We start from the raw sequence: 14,863 nt of genomic DNA, 5'->3' as shown, positions 1-14,863 counted from the left end.
CCGGTTTCATTGCATAAACCGGTTTACTCCGGCAATTTTAATATCTGAATATTATGAAATAAGAGGGAGGGATTTTATGTTCTCAAAGGATAGATTCCCTATTATTCTTCTTTTATTTTCAGCCGGGGTGATTAACTATTTAGACCGCTCAGCGCTGTCTATTGCAGCGCCGTTCATACAACAGGATCTCACATTGTCGGCAACCCAAATGGGGCTGATTTTCAGCAGTTTCTCTGTCGGATACGCTGTGTTTAACTTTCTCGGCGGTGTTGCATCTGACCGGTACGGGGCTAAATTGACATTATGTACGGCGATGATCGTTTGGTCTCTTTTCAGCGGAGCGGTTGCGCTTGCTTTCGGATTTGTAAGTCTTTTGATTATCCGTGTTTTATTCGGTATGGGGGAGGGGCCGCTGTCGGCTGCCATAAGCAAAATGGTCAACAATTGGTTTCCTCCGTCTCAGCGCGCCACGGTCATCGGCCTGACAAACAGCGGAACGCCGCTCGGCGGAGCGATTTCCGGCCCGATTGTCGGGATGATTGCTGTGGCGTTCAGCTGGAAAGTTTCCTTTGTCCTGATCATGATCATCGGTTTAGTCTGGGCGCTCATCTGGTTTAAATTTGTCAAAGAACGGCCGGCGCCGACGGAAGACGTCCCGGCAATCAAAGCAGCGATTCAATCGCATGAGCAGCATATCCCGATGACCTTTTATTTGAAACAAAAAACGGTTCTCTTCACGGCTTTTGCCTTTTTCGCCTACAACTACATTTTATTTTTCTTCTTAACATGGTTTCCGAGCTATCTGGTGAAAGAACGCGGTTTAAGTGTTGAATTTATGAGCGTGGTGACTGTTATTCCCTGGATTCTTGGATTTATCGGTTTGGCGGCAGGCGGAATGATTTCTGATTATGTATTCAAAAAAACCGCCGGAAAAGGCGTTTTGTTCTCACGGAAAGTCATTCTTGTCACTTGTCTGTTCGCTTCCGCTGTACTGATCGGATTTGCCGGACTTGTTACCACTACCGTAAGTGCCGTTATTCTCGTTGCTTTATCAGTCTTCTTTTTATATATAACGGGCTCTATCTATTGGGCGGTCATTCATGATGTGGTTGATCAAAGGAATGTCGGGTCAGTCGGCGGCTTTATGCATTTTCTTGCAAACACGGCCGGTATTATCGGGCCTGCTTTAACCGGCTTTATCGCGGACAAAAGCGGATCATTCTCGGGGGCGTTTTTGCTTGCAGGCGGATTAGCCGTTTTGGCCTCGGCTGCGGTAATCCGTTTCGTGCGCCCGATTATCATTCAAACCGCTTCTGAAGATAAAAAAGACACGATACCTTATTCGTAAGTCATCAAAGCCACTGAGGCTGTCCTGCCGATAACGGGATGGCCTTTTCGTTCTGCCGCTTGATCTGTTCCTATGATAATATAGGAATTGTTTACAAAAGAAGGGAAGAGGAGGGAGCATGAAACAGAAGCCGATATATGTCGAAATCAATATTGCATCAGATATAGAAACACTTTGGGAATATACGCAAACCCCGCATCTTCATAAGGAATGGGATCTGCGTTTTTCTGACATTACATATCTTCATAGGCTGCCAGATGAACCGCAGAGATTTCTATATGAAACACGAATCGGTTTTGGGCTGAAGGTATCCGGCACGGGTGAATCAATAGGTGACATAAGGCCTCGCTCGTCAGAAAGAGTGTCTTCGCTCGCTTTTGCCTCTGATCATCCGCTGTCACTTATAAAAGAAGGCAGGGGCTACTGGAAGTATATAGAGCGGGATAACGGACAAACCGCATTTTTGACTCAATATCAATATGAAACGGCCCGCGGTCTGCCGGGAAGTTGGATAGACCGGTTTTTATTTCGTCCTCTGCTAAGCTGGGCTACCGCATGGAGCTTTGATGCGTTGCGGCTTTGGATAGAACAAAACAGACATCCGAAGATATCAGTCCGTTTCGGGTTTGTCTATGTCTGTATGTGTCTCGTATTCAGTCTGTATTGGTTTTTTCAAGGCTTTCATGATGGCTGTGCCGATGCAGAGATCGTGAGGGGAGCGCTGGAGACAGGGTTAGGGGTATTATGGCTGCTTCCCATGCGGAGAAAGTGGCTGATTCACACCGGGCAGTCAGTCTTCTTTTGTGTAACGGCACTGCTATATTCCGGCGGCGGATTCGTGATCTCATTAGGAGTGCTTACGATAGCCGGCATGATTCTTAAGCTCAAGCTGCCGAGCGCCTGGCATACAAAACGAAAGAGAGAAGTGAAATGACGGATTCAATGTATGAAAAAGCAATTACTCATTATCAATCACTGCACCCGATGCTGCAGAAACGGTACAGATTTGACGGATCACGCACGTTTTGCGGAGAAGGCGTTATGTCAGAAATAAAGGGAGGTTCTTTTCTTGTCAGAATGCTTTTAAAGACAGGTGTTTTTTTCAGATGTTTTTTCTCAGAGAGGGGAAACGATATCCCTTTCACTATCGAAAACAAAAACAGGCAAAATGGCGTGGAATGGAATCGTACCTTTTTCTTTAAAGGCAAAACGCGTTTTTTTGATGCTGTCATGGAATATGATGAGCGGGAAAACAGAATTCTTGATTACTTCGGCAAACCTCACATCCTACTGTCTGAACTGCATTTAGAAGCGTCTTCAGAAGGAGGGCTTGTTATTACATCCGGAAGGCAGTGGCTCCTGATAGGCGGAAAGAAAATCCCGCTTCCGGCATGGCTGTGCGGAAGTTCAACCGTTTATGAGGCTTATGATGAGGAAATGAATTGCTTCAGCATAAAGGTTCATGTGAAAAATCGGATACTCGGCACGCTTTTCTCTTACCGGGGGACTTTCCGGGAAACAGAGGGAGAAACATGCTGAAGCGTCATCTCATGGTAAGCGTGATTTGCTTTTTGGGATTTGCGGCGGCTGAAGCTCCGCATATATCAGCTACTGAGACGTTTGTTTTATTTTCTGTACTTTTTTTCGTTCCTGCTGTATTCGATTTTGCTTTTCGGCCGTCAAAGACCTTAGAGAATGTGTTGTTACGGAGTTATCCTGTTGCCGCTATATGTGCGGTGCTTGCGCTTGTCACAGACTTCAGTTTTTTTGCCTTTGTGTGGCTCATTTATACGCTTGGGCTGGCACTGTATGCTGTCCGGCGGCTGATGAAAACAAATATTCACAGAACAGAAGAGATATCTGTTAGGGCGGGTTTCATTTATTTGGCCGGGGGCGGATTCTGGTTCTTCGCATATGTCCTTGAGATTCCCGTCATGAATTTCGGCCCGCTTATCGTTCTGCTGACGGCGGTGCACTTTCACTATTCCGCTTTCCTCATTCCGATCTTTAACGGATTGCTCGGCAGGATCATACGGGAGAAACGCGAACTTTACCAGTGGAGTACGGTCATTATTTTGATTTCGCCGATCCTTATTGCCTTGGGGATTACATTTTCAAAGACACTTGATGTGATTGCTGTCGCTCTGTATCTGGCGGGTCTGTATGTAAATGCATATCTCGTCTTTAAGGCGCCGTTTGTTACGAAAACAGGCAGGGTCTTGATCAGGAGTTCATCGGCTGTGTTAATGATCACAATTGCTTTTTCTTTGATATATTCGTACGGTGTCTACCGCGAGGAGGCAACGCTCACGATCAGCCAGATGATTTGGATTCACGGGGCCGTCAATGCATTCGGCGTTATCCTGCCGGCTTTGGCGGGGTGGAAGTTGGAAAATCCGAGACCGTTTGATGAGGACAGTGAAAGAACATTCAGCCGTATTTACGGGAAGAGAACGATAGGCAAAGAATTTTTGACAGATATTCATGCAGCAAATGACATCCATTATAACGGCCTTCTGGATCAGCTGAGAGAACTGCATTCTGAAGACTTTTCAACTGAAAAACTGGCGCCGGCCGTTATTTCCTTTTATGAAGAGACAATTGATTATGACATCATGGCAAAAGTGACGTGGAGCAGATGGTTTCGTCCGTTCGCGCGCGTGTACGAGCCGTTCAGCAGAAGAGCGGGGCAGATTCACCTATCCATGAATCCGGATTGGTATATTATGCACAGTGATATTATAGGAGTTGACTCTGACAAAGACGGCAGAAAAAATGTCCGTGCGTGGATCAGAACAAATGAAAAGCAGGAAACCGTTTTTACTGCGCTGTATTCAGCGTACAGGTCAAAAGGGGAAGGATACATGAATATCTCTCTTCCGCTGCCGTACGGCCAAATGACGGGCATTTTAAAACCTTATGCGCGTAAGCAGAATCTTGTTTTGACAAGCAGACGGCGAAAAAGCGGAGCGGGTGATGAAGGGATTTATCTGCAGACGAAATGGGGGGCGTGTCATCTTCCGCTGGCAGAGACATTTCTTATTTCAGCCCAGAGCGAAACAAGCCTGAAGGCCGTTCATCATATGTGGCTGTTCGGACTGAAATTTTTAACTGTGCATTATCGGATCACTCATGCTTCCTCAGGTAACCGAAGCAAATAACAAGCTGCAGAGCCGTCTGTTCATCAGGCGGCTTTTTCTCATCTACATGGGTTATATTCACCATTTTATTTGCGAGCTATTTTGCGGCGGATGACACGAAAGGAGTCATCCGCTGGATCTCATTTATTCTCGTGTTAGCTCAGCTGTCAGGGATGGGCATGAGCGGTTATGTTGTCAGTGAATGAGGATGGGACGCAGCCTCGGTCTTGCCAGTCTTTGCCTGTCTTTCATGATTCGCGAAATGAAAACGACCGCAAAGATACCTGTTACATTGAGCGGTATGGTGAAGGCAGCCGGGCATATGTCCTTGCTGAAAATCTCGTTTTTATCCATTTTAGCCCATGACATGATTTTTACGAAAATGTTTGGCTTCACAACGGCATATGCGCTGCGTATAGGTGTCAGTGAGAAAGAAATCAGCTTGTTGTATGTGGGGATCGGATAAAATTCATGACAATATATGTATTTTTAGTGAAAATAAGTATCCTATCTACAAAATATGACAAATTCCCTTTGTACAAGATGGTAAAATCAGATTACCTGCTAAGTGAGAAAGCAGCAGGCAATAAATCATAAGGGGGCAATATTAATGTTAAAAAGTAAAATTAAAAAAATAGCCGGTGCGGCTGTAATTGCTGGAGCATTATTAGTTTCTGTGTCGCCAGCAAAAGCAGAAACTCTTCCGGGATTGATCTGGGTCATGGACAAATATACTGACGCTTTTAAATTCGACATGTTTATTAAAAACGGAAATGAAAAATGGGTTTATGTTTACACAAGATTATCCGATGGCAAAGTTGATGTGGAAGAAGTAAAGTGTGAAACAATTTATAAAGATCGATGCTATGTAAAGCAGTAAGAAATAAATACAAATCGTAATACATCCTATTTTTTTAATTCTGTCTCACCAACTAAGTATACTTAAGATAACGAGACAGAATTTTCATTAAAGATTTAACTTCCTAGAATATATATTATGTAAACTAGATGAAATGAAATTCATATCCAATAATCTATCTTCATCATTTTAATACCAAAACCTCTACCTCCTCAATAAATTAAATTGGTCATAGAGGTTTTTGAATTAATGAGCTACCATGAGGACGAAACTGAAAATCTATTCTTTCTCTTTAAATTATATTCACCCATAATAGATTAACATGGATAAAAATAAACCGAACCTGCAGAAATCTTTGAATTAATCATAAAATCTTTGTTCTCTAAAGCTTTTTTAATTTGGTCTTTTTTATAAGGAATATGAATAGTTGGTACCTTTAGCATAGAGTCTTTAAAAACAGGGACTCGACTCCATAAATTCACCACTTCTGATCTGAAAACCTTTGTAGTGCAGTCGATGATGTCACTCTTTTCGGAAAGTTCAGGGTATACAACGATAACTGGTAGCCCCTTCACATTAATACCGTAATCAATTTCTTCTCGCAAAGCTTTGCTGTTTTCAGTATGCTTACTTAAAAAAAAGATTATATTTTTTGATTGATCTAATCTTTTTCTTAATCTTGGCTTTAATGTTTTCTCCCAATCACTACCGTCCCGTACATTGTATGTTTTATCGTGGGAGTCATTAAATGGGTAGTTATTATCTTTTCCTTTCCATGCTCTTAACATGTTATACGACACAAAATCCTTGGTTGCATTAGCCCCTAAACTACTTTCACTAAACGGTTCACTGACATAGAAAGCAGCATAATTTCCATTCCTATAACCCATTCTTCTCAAACTCCTTTAACTTATAAAAATTGATCTTCTTGTGATCATTTTTGTACAAAGACTCCAACATCAGAATCCACATGTCTTGTTATTCCAGAACCTAATAAGGGGATAAACACTTCTTTGCTTGCATGTAATGTATTGATTTCATTCCATACATTAAGCATGCAGCTTGCATATTCATTTAGTTTTAATTGGGCACGATTTTCCCTATCAAACTTCGAAAAAGCAACTAGAAAAAAATCCATATCTTTAAAGACTGATCCCAAGCTGTAACGTGTTGTTTTTCCTCCAAAAGGTCTTTCAACATTTTTTTCTTCAATTTTAAGTTTTACGTCATCTTTAATTTTCTGATCCAACTCAGTGATATCTTGATGTGAATAATAACGCTTTATATATTGACCATTTAATGTTTCGCGGGCGATTATTACGTCATCTACTTGAGTGTCAAAATACTCATTAAATGCAATGACTTTATAATTATTTCTTGGCACTTCAAAAATATCACCTTTTTTAATTTCAACTTCGGAACCATTGAGATTAAGAGTGATATTATTCATAAAAAGTAGTCTAATGAATTGAACAATTATTATGACTAGCGACAACCCTACTAATATAAGTAAAATAATTAATCTACAACGAGCATCCAAGTCTAGAAATGAAATGAATGTACTCACACTAGTTGGAATAGTCAGAATTATACTCAGAGCCCACCTTCTAAATGTTTTATCTCTTATTAATTCTTTAAACTTCCACATAAAACCTCCAATGTTAGTATTGCGATCACTACCTATTATATTCATATTTTCAATTTATTACAATGAAAATATGAATATAGAACCATGACATAAATCTTGTGTAATGATTATGTCTTATCTAATAATGAAGAGCGCCTTTGACTAGGCCCTCTTCATTATTAGATTTAAATTGAACATTTGTTCAGTGAATCATATCTACTCCTGGGCTTTCTTGAGATTGCTAACAACATTTGTACAGGCCCATATACTGTTTCAGAGTTTCATCCGCCACGTAAACCTCCTTGTATTGCTGTTAAGATGATAAAAGCGGACATCGTTGCTGATGTCCGCCTAAAGCTTAACTAATTGGGTTCTGTTCCCCAAATCAGTTTTCCTTGATGATATAATGTGATTTTTTTCGTTGTTTTAAACGTATTTGATTGGAAAAAGGAATAATCGCCGCTTTGTGCATAATTGCTCCAGTCATCGTTGTGAAGACGAAGCTGAATATTCCCTGTGCTTGCTCCCGGTGACAGTGTTCCTGTTTTAAACCCCAGTTCCAGATAGGTATCTGCACCTTGCTTAGGTTTATGCAGCGTCACAAATTTGTGGGTCAGATTGCCGCATCCAATCTGCGCGTAGTCACAGTCAAAGTTTTGGCCTTTGTTTTTCGCGTTATACCAGTAACGGGCAGTGACACCTTTTAAATCCACCGTCGCATTGCCGTTATTTTTTATGTGAAGCTGCGGGCGGATTTGATTGCTGTTCACACGCCCATCCCCTGCTTTGTATTGTACAGAAATGCCTTTTTCCTGTGTGGGGTTATCTTGTGCTGGCGTTTCAGGGCGTTCTTTCGTTGAATCTTTGTAGCTGCAAATGTTTTCTCTTACGAATGTTCCTGAAGCAGTTAAATCTGTAAGCGGCCAGCCGCCTGTTTTAGATGCTCCCGGCTTTAAAGCCGAGGATGATTCCTGCTTATCAGAAAGATTCCAGTTCACCCAGCTGATGTTCTTGCTGTCGAGATAATTCAGCCATTCCCGCGACTGGCCAAGGAATACACCGCCATTTCCAGACGCATCGCTTGTTCCCCATTCCGTCACGAAAATAGGCGCTCCTTTGCTGAGTGCGTAGTTTGCTTTATCCCGTAAAGATTGGCCGTGTGTGCCGGCATAAAAATGAAGCGCGTACATGACGTTTGCATCTTTTAGCTGATCATCTGCAGCATCATTCACATCCTGGCTCCACGTACCGGTTCCGACAATGATGATGTTGTCTGGATCATTTTTGCGGATAACGGAAATCACTTCTTCCGCATACGGTTTAATATCACGCTTCCAGTTCACGTCACCGTTTGGTTCGTTTGCAATTTCATAAATGACGTTTGGTGTGTTTCCGTAAAGACTTGACATCTCCTTGAAAAATTCTTTTGCCTTCTCTTTATTTTGGTTTGGGTTGCCGTCATTTAAGATATGCCAGTCAATGATGACATATATCCCAAGTTCTTTTGCCGCTTCAACCGCTTCTTTTACTTTATTTTTCACGGACGGGTTGTCAATATAACCGCCATCTGCCGTATACATCGCCGCGCGGAAAACGGTGATGCCCCAATCGTCTCTCAGCCATTTTAAGCTGTCTTTATTGACGAAATCGCCATACCATTGCAATCCATGTGAACTGATCCCTTTCAGTTGTACCGTTTTGCCGTCGCGGTTTACGAGTTGTGTACCTTTTATGCTAAGCTGACCATTCTTGGCTACTGGCGTTTTTGTCCCTGCTGCAGATGCCGGCGAAGGCAGCAAGCCGCCCATTGTCAATACCGCAATCAATAAACACGTAATAAAAATAGAAATTGACCGTTTCATATCTGATCTTTTCCTCCTTCGCATCATTTTGGCTCTTCACTTCTTATGAGCTCGAACTCATTGTAAAAATCTTTCTCATGATTGTCTATCAACCTAATTTCTTGTTTTTGAGAGGTGTAAAAGCCTGTCAATTTGCTCTATCTCTATTGAATAAGACATACCTGACACATATAGAACAAAGAAAACCGGACTGAAACGGGACTTTACACGTCATTTTTCAATCGAATCCAACGTAGACACGCTGAATGTGATGAGTCTCAATATGGCATTGAATCTTATGATTGCTGTAAGAAGACGAGCCCTTGCCCGTCCTTGTTAATGTAAGGTTGATGTAAGGTTTGGATTAATACGGGTTAAGGTTGGAGTTGTACAATAAGATTGTACTTCAGTGAGGGATTCAGCCAGAAGAATTCCCCTTCAATAAATCATAGAGGTGAAAAGGTTTGAGAGAAAATAAAATTTTGTCTTCATTATGTTACTTCAGTATATTTTTTGCGCCGTTTCTGTTTCCGATTATCGTCTATTTCTTAGGACAGGACGATGTGAAATATCATGCGAAAAAATCTTTGTGGACGCATCTGATTCCTTATTTGATTTTTGGAATTGGCATCATCGCTTCAGGTTTACTTGGTATGAATGACATCAGGCACGCCGGGCCTTTCCTGCTTGCGACGTATGCTGTTACATTCCTTGTGGCGATCTATTTTTTCATTTGGAACATTGTCAAAGGAATCAAAGTATTTTCGGAGCAATAGGAAAAAACGGTTCTGTTATTAATCAGCAGAACCGTTTTTTTGTATAGTCATTATGATAATTGTATATCTATCGTTGTCCCTTCTCCCGCGGTGCTGTGAATGGTGATGTCCCCTCCGTGCTTTTGGATAATATCCTTTGCTATGGCCATTCCAAGACCAGAGCCTGCATGCGTCGTTCCTGTATTTGTCCCCCTGTAATAGCGATCAAACACTTTTTCCAGCTCCTCTTCTTCTATCCCTTTGCCATTGTCCTTAATTGTCACATGAGTCCGTTCTTTTTGTTCAAGCCGTACAACGATCTTCACATCAGGATCATTGTGAACGAGGGCATTTAAAATGAGATTCGTGACCGCTCTCCGAATCAATATCGCATCAAGATTCAGCATCAGCTTTTCCAGGTTCGTTTGAAGCTCAATGGACTTATCCGCATATCTAGAATCGTTTAACATATCAATTAACGTTTCCCGCAGCAGCGATACAAGGTTTACCCGCTCTGTATGTAACATCACATCGTTGTTTTTCAGCCTTGTCGTTAAATTTAAATCTTCCATCACATCTTTCATATAGAGGGATTTACTCTCAATGATCTGGGCGTACTCTCTGATCTGTTCGACTGTTAGATGATAATTTGGATCTTGGATGATTTCTGCATAGCCTTGAATAGATGCTAATGGTGTTTTAATGTCATGAGAAATATGACTGATCCACTCTTCACGCATTTGCTCTAATTTATCTTTTTCTTTTTTGCTTGAAGATAGTTGTTCCGATAAATGATTGACATTATAGAAGACATCTTTATAAATGCCTTTGGATTTCATTTTGATCGTATAATCTCCATTAGCTAACCGCTGGATTCCTTGAATGACACGGCCGAGCGGTTTTGTGAGCTGCCGGCTGAATAGATAGCCGATGAGTAACGCGATCAATGCATCTATTGATAATAATATGATGGTCCCTGCATTGAACTTCGTCACAAATTCCTTGGTATCATATGAGAGGACATATTTTCCGAGAGAGGGATTTTTAAACCCTATAAAGTAACTGTACTCCTTGCCGTTTACTTTTTTTCCGCCGGCGTAAATGGTTGATAATAATTGTTCATCCTTATATTTATGTAAATTTACAATTTCAATAGGCGTATATTTTTCCTTCAGTCCTTTAGGTTCTCTATCATGATAAACATCCTGTCCGTTTTCATCTAATATTTGAATCCATGCATTCTGCTCTTTTAAAGCTTTTTGGCCCTCTTTGTTTACTGTGATACCATTGTTCGATAACGTGACATATTGTCGGAATGATCTTGTGAAAGTTTCCGGTGTACTTTCTTCGTTATGTTGGCTGTTCGCCTGGAAAACGAGCCAAAACATAAAAATAAATAAATTAATGAAGACTGTAATGATGGTCACGATAATGACAGAGACCATATATCTGCCTGTTAATCGCCAATTCATCCTTACGCATCCTTTACAACAAATTTGTAGCCTAACCCTTTCACAGTGACGAGAAAGTCTGGTTTTGATGGGGTGTTTTCTATTTTCTCACGGAGCCTGCGTATATGAACCATCACCGTGTTGTCAGAACCGAAGAAATCTTCTCCCCATACAGCTTGATAGAGTGTTTCTTTACTGATCACCCGATTGGGATGCTGCAGAAAATAGGTCATAAGCATAAGTTCTTTAGGTGTTAACTCAATAGCCGCTTCATTTTTGGTGAGCTCAGCTTGTTGTTGGTTTAATTCAAATGGTCCTTTTTTTATTACGGTTCCGGTTTGAGAAGGCTGTAAGTAAGAGACCCGTCTCAGCTGCGCTTTGACCCGATATGCAACTTCCTTAGGGCTGACGGGTTTTGTAATGTAGTCGTCTCCGCCGATGGCAAGTCCTACAATTTTATCCGTTTCCTCCCCCTTTGCAGACAAAAAGATAATAGGAACGTGTGAAATGTCTCTTATTTGCTTGCAGATATCATAGCCTTCACCGTCTGGCAGCATGATATCCAATATCACAAGATCGGGATTTTCTTGATGAAATTGAGCCAATCCGTCACGGGCAGTCGAAGCGGTCACTACGCGATCAATGCCTTCTCTTATTAATACGGTTTTGATCAGTTCCAAAATTTCTTTTTCATCGTCTATGATTAATACTTTGCTGTGAAGCCGTGACATATATTGATCACTCCTTGAAGTCATTGTCATTATTATACCCAATGTCCGTGTATCGTTAAAAAAATCAACACTTCTCTCCCACAGAAAATAAGCCAATTTTCTTTTTCGAGTAAGAAAATTGGCTTATTGCAATGCTGATGCCTTTAACGCTTTACAACAAATGTTGTCACGCTTTGAGCCGGAAGATGGGCCCAAAAATGATTGTCCGTTACTTTGAGATCCGTTCCAGGTTGAAGATTGCTGCTGCTGCTCGTGATCCATCTGGATACTTGCGAAGCAGTTCCATTCTGCAGTACAAAGTTTTGGTTGACCCCTGTGTTATTTTTATTAATGGCAACAATCACGACTTTATTGTCTCCTTTATAGGCTGACACGTAAACATTCGGTTCAGGATTTTTCGTTGCATCAATCCTTACATAGCCAGGGCGCACAAATTTTGAGAAATGAGCCATATTGTATCCGCGTTTGCTGATCATCCCATCTTCTTTCATAGGGCCGTATGATCTGCGGATGTACCACCACACATAAGCTTGAAAATCTCCCTCTACCATTGAATGATGAATATGCTCTGAAACACCTAAAGCTTCAGGCCAGCGATCCGCTGAATTGTTGTCACTATTCGGATAGTATACCTCCGTCATCCATAGCTCTTTCCCTCCTCCTTTTTGTTTGAAAAGAGGATAAGGGAATTGGCTGACCTGAGTGCCGTACAGGTGGGTTCCGAGGATATCCATATTCCTAAGCGCCTGCGGATCGTTCAAAATGGGGTCCGATATATTTTTCAGGTATTGAAATGATTCTGGCGCAATCACACGGGCATTAATCGAACCGGCATTCTCTCTCATGAAACGCAGGATTTCTTGGGGCGTCCACCATGTCCATTCGTGAGCGTAATCAGGTTCGTTTTGCATAGAAATCGCATACAGATTCACACCATTACTCTTCATGAAATTAACGAAATCGTTAAGATGCTGCGCGTATGCGGCGTACTTATCGTATCTCAGCCGCTTAGCTGATGTGTCACCATTATGATTGAAAGTCTCAACCATATCGTTTGGCGGATTCCAAGGGGAAGCAAAAACGATTGCTCCATGTTTGATCGCACTCTTTGCAGTCTCCACTTCCTTGTACCAATTGTTTCTATTTTCATCTACATGAATTCTTAAGATCGAAAAACCTAACTGATTCTGTCCATTGCCAAAAGCGGTCTCCCGTTGGGCTGCAGTCAAGTCTCCAATCCAAGCCGGGTGGTTCATTCCTCCAAAACCGCGAATCACTTGTCTTTCTGCAGATATATTAACTGTTGCATCACTTGCTGCTGAAACTTCAGTAACTCCCGGTCCTAAGAGCATGACGGACAGCATTGTGAAACATACCAATAATACACAAATTGTTTTTTTTACGCTCGACATCATTTTTCCCTCTCCTTCATATGTCGTTTATGGACATAGAAAACGTACCTTTGTCTCCCTTTGCTTATCTTTGTGTAAACTGCCAGTAATCAACATTAAACAAGTTTCCTGTACCAGTTCCGGTAAATACAAAGAATACGTTGTGAACACCGGATGCGCCGCTTACCGCAGTTTCTATTTCTCTCCAGGATTGCGTTCCGCCTGTCGAAGGGACATTCAAGGTTCCGACAAGCTTACCGTTTGCACTGTCTAGCCGCACTTCTATTTTTCCGCCAAGAGCGGACGCTACATTTGCTTTGAACGTCTTGGCACCGCCTGACCCGAAGTCTGCATTTCCAACAGCAATCCAGTCTCCGTTATGAATGTTTGTGACATGTTGATTATTGACCGGCCCGCCGGGTGCTGAGGATGCCTCTGTCAAAATCCGTCCGTTCCAGGTAAACGTTTCCGCTTCTACCCGGTGATACGGATTCAAGTTGGATAGCTGTTTGACACCTGCAAAATTTGCCGCTACCTCTTGCAGGGAGCCATCTGGATTATGCACAAGCTTATTAATATGGGGAGAACGGTATCCTTTGCCGGCCCCGTAAAGAGCGGAGCTGACAGTTTGAGTATGATACACCACATACCACTCGTTTTTAAAATTGAAAACAGCATGGTGATTGTTCCCGCCGCCTCCGAAAAATGCTCCCGGATTTTTCAGAAAGTGCCCTCTATACGAAAAAGAATCCATAGGACTTGAGCTGGTCATATAGCCGATCTCACCTGGAGGTTTATCGGCCGGGTGAGCGCCCCCGAAATTGATACAATAGGAATAGTAATATTTTCCGTTATACTTATGCATTCCCGAATCTTCAAACATAAAAGGCGCATCAATGGTCGATGCACTTCCGGCAACACTCGTCATATCAGGCCCTAATTTCATGACTCTTGCTGTTTTAGGATTGGCCCATTGCCCCTGTGCGGGATTTGAACCGCCCGGAACGCCTCCGCCGGCATATAGGTAACCGGTACCGTCATCATCTACGAATACTGCCGGATCAAAAAGCCATACAACACCGGACATTCCTGGCGTATTTGGCGTTACCAGCGCTTTTCCGATCGGATCTGTCCATGGGCCGGTCGGGCTGTCTGCGGTGAGAACCCCGATACCTCCGCCGCCGTTTGCGAAATAAAGGAAAAATTTATCCTTACCATTGATCTTTTTCACCGCGGCTGACGGGGCCCATGATGCTCCTGCCCATTTGGCAATCCCCCGGCCGCCATTCGCCCCATTGGCACCCGCTGCGGGAATCGCTCCGTGATCTGTCCAGTTCACCATATCCGCTGAAGATATGACGGATATTTTATTCAAATTGGCAAATGAATTATCCTTAATCGTGCCGTCGCTATTATATTCATAGTCATCGCTTGACATATAGATATAGACTCTTCCGTTATAGGTCAGCGCAAACGGATCTGCGCCCAGATGATGGTCGATAAGCGGATTTGAATTCCCGGCATGTTTTGCAATTGGAGTGCTTACCGCATTCGCATATTCCCCAGGTAAACAGCTCAATAATAAAGCAAGAATCAATAAACATACGCTGCACTTTTTCATCAGCTTAACATCCTCCTGTTTCCGCATATTAGGTTTTTAAAAAATATGATAACAACAGGTCATGAAGAATGCGTAAAATGAATGATTTTTAGAGTGAAA

General features: G+C 42.2%; 13 protein-coding genes and 1 pseudogene. 7 read left to right on the top strand and 7 right to left on the bottom strand.

All coding sequences use genetic code 11. The features are described from left to right. Positions 1–76 precede the first annotated feature (76 nt). The 6 genes from K3G25_RS17280 to K3G25_RS17255 all read left to right on the top strand — a co-directional run bounded on the left by K3G25_RS17280 (position 77) and on the right by K3G25_RS17255 (position 5,368). Positions 77–1,348: an MFS transporter gene (locus K3G25_RS17280; protein ID WP_173613553.1), complete on the top strand. Its 1,272-nt coding sequence runs from the start codon at positions 77–79 to the stop codon at positions 1,346–1,348. Between the two features lie 118 nt (positions 1,349–1,466). Continuing rightward, positions 1,467–2,282 carry a hypothetical protein gene (locus K3G25_RS17275; protein WP_232489438.1) on the top strand — a complete coding sequence of 272 codons (816 nt, stop codon included), beginning with the start codon at positions 1,467–1,469 and terminating at the stop codon, positions 2,280–2,282. Further along, positions 2,279–2,887: a DUF4166 domain-containing protein gene (locus K3G25_RS17270; RefSeq protein WP_017417889.1), complete on the top strand. Its 609-nt coding sequence runs from the start codon at positions 2,279–2,281 to the stop codon at positions 2,885–2,887. Before K3G25_RS17275 ends, K3G25_RS17270 begins: the two co-directional genes overlap by 4 nt. Next, complete coding sequence (locus tag K3G25_RS17265) at positions 2,881–4,509, top strand: YndJ family protein (RefSeq protein ID WP_232489437.1); 1,629 nt, start codon at positions 2,881–2,883, stop codon at positions 4,507–4,509. The genes K3G25_RS17270 and K3G25_RS17265 overlap by 7 nt, the downstream gene beginning before the upstream one ends. Before the next feature lie 181 nt (positions 4,510–4,690). Continuing rightward, the gene (locus K3G25_RS17260; RefSeq protein ID WP_014418036.1) at positions 4,691–4,954 is read left to right on the top strand and encodes an MFS transporter; all 264 of its coding nucleotides are present in this window, start codon (positions 4,691–4,693) and stop codon (positions 4,952–4,954) included. Between the two features lie 144 nt (positions 4,955–5,098). Then, complete coding sequence (locus K3G25_RS17255; protein ID WP_014418037.1) at positions 5,099–5,368, top strand: hypothetical protein; 270 nt, start codon at positions 5,099–5,101, stop codon at positions 5,366–5,368. Positions 5,369–5,664: 296 nt separating this feature from the next. Here K3G25_RS17255 and thsB read toward each other — a convergent pair whose 3' ends face one another. The 3 genes and pseudogenes from thsB to K3G25_RS17240 form a co-directional block, all read right to left on the bottom strand. Continuing rightward, positions 5,665–6,237 carry a Thoeris anti-phage system ThsA activator ThsB gene (gene thsB / locus K3G25_RS17250; RefSeq protein ID WP_014418038.1) on the bottom strand — a complete coding sequence of 191 codons (573 nt, stop codon included), beginning with the start codon at positions 6,235–6,237 and terminating at the stop codon, positions 5,665–5,667. Further along, positions 6,227–7,040, bottom strand: a pseudogene (gene thsA, locus K3G25_RS17245) (Thoeris anti-phage system NAD(+) hydrolase ThsA). The gene thsB and the pseudogene thsA overlap by 11 nt, the downstream one beginning before the upstream one ends. Positions 7,041–7,336: 296 nt before the next feature. Beyond that, complete coding sequence (locus K3G25_RS17240; protein WP_154817699.1) at positions 7,337–8,836, bottom strand: cellulase family glycosylhydrolase; 1,500 nt, start codon at positions 8,834–8,836, stop codon at positions 7,337–7,339. A gap of 443 nt (positions 8,837–9,279) precedes the next feature. On the opposite strand from K3G25_RS17240, the gene K3G25_RS17235 reads away from it, so the two are divergent. After that, positions 9,280–9,591 carry a magnetosome magnetite crystal formation protein family gene (locus tag K3G25_RS17235; protein ID WP_017417895.1) on the top strand — a complete coding sequence of 104 codons (312 nt, stop codon included), beginning with the start codon at positions 9,280–9,282 and terminating at the stop codon, positions 9,589–9,591. A 50-nt stretch (positions 9,592–9,641) separates the two neighbouring features. Here the strand turns inward: K3G25_RS17235 and K3G25_RS17230 are convergent, their stop codons facing one another. The 4 genes from K3G25_RS17230 to K3G25_RS17215 form a co-directional block, all read right to left on the bottom strand. Then, on the bottom strand, positions 9,642–11,042 hold the full coding sequence (locus K3G25_RS17230) for a sensor histidine kinase (protein ID WP_154817700.1): 1,401 nt from the start codon (positions 11,040–11,042) through the stop codon (positions 9,642–9,644). A 2-nt stretch (positions 11,043–11,044) separates the two neighbouring features. Further along, a complete protein-coding gene (locus tag K3G25_RS17225) occupies positions 11,045–11,752 on the bottom strand; it encodes a response regulator transcription factor (protein ID WP_154817702.1) in 708 nt (235 codons plus the stop codon). Between the two features lie 143 nt (positions 11,753–11,895). Continuing rightward, on the bottom strand, positions 11,896–13,167 hold the full coding sequence (locus K3G25_RS17220; RefSeq protein ID WP_022553272.1) for a glucuronoarabinoxylan endo-1,4-beta-xylanase XynC: 1,272 nt from the start codon (positions 13,165–13,167) through the stop codon (positions 11,896–11,898). A 61-nt stretch (positions 13,168–13,228) separates the two neighbouring features. Beyond that, positions 13,229–14,767: a glycoside hydrolase family 43 protein gene (locus K3G25_RS17215; protein ID WP_232489756.1), complete on the bottom strand. Its 1,539-nt coding sequence runs from the start codon at positions 14,765–14,767 to the stop codon at positions 13,229–13,231. Between the last annotated feature and the right edge of the window lie 96 nt (positions 14,768–14,863).

The organism is Bacillus sp. FCW2, assembly GCF_021228595.1.
Taxonomy (GTDB): domain Bacteria; phylum Bacillota; class Bacilli; order Bacillales; family Bacillaceae; genus Bacillus; species Bacillus velezensis.
Note: the sequence above shows the minus strand (reverse complement) of the source record. Positions and strands in the feature narration are given on the sequence as shown.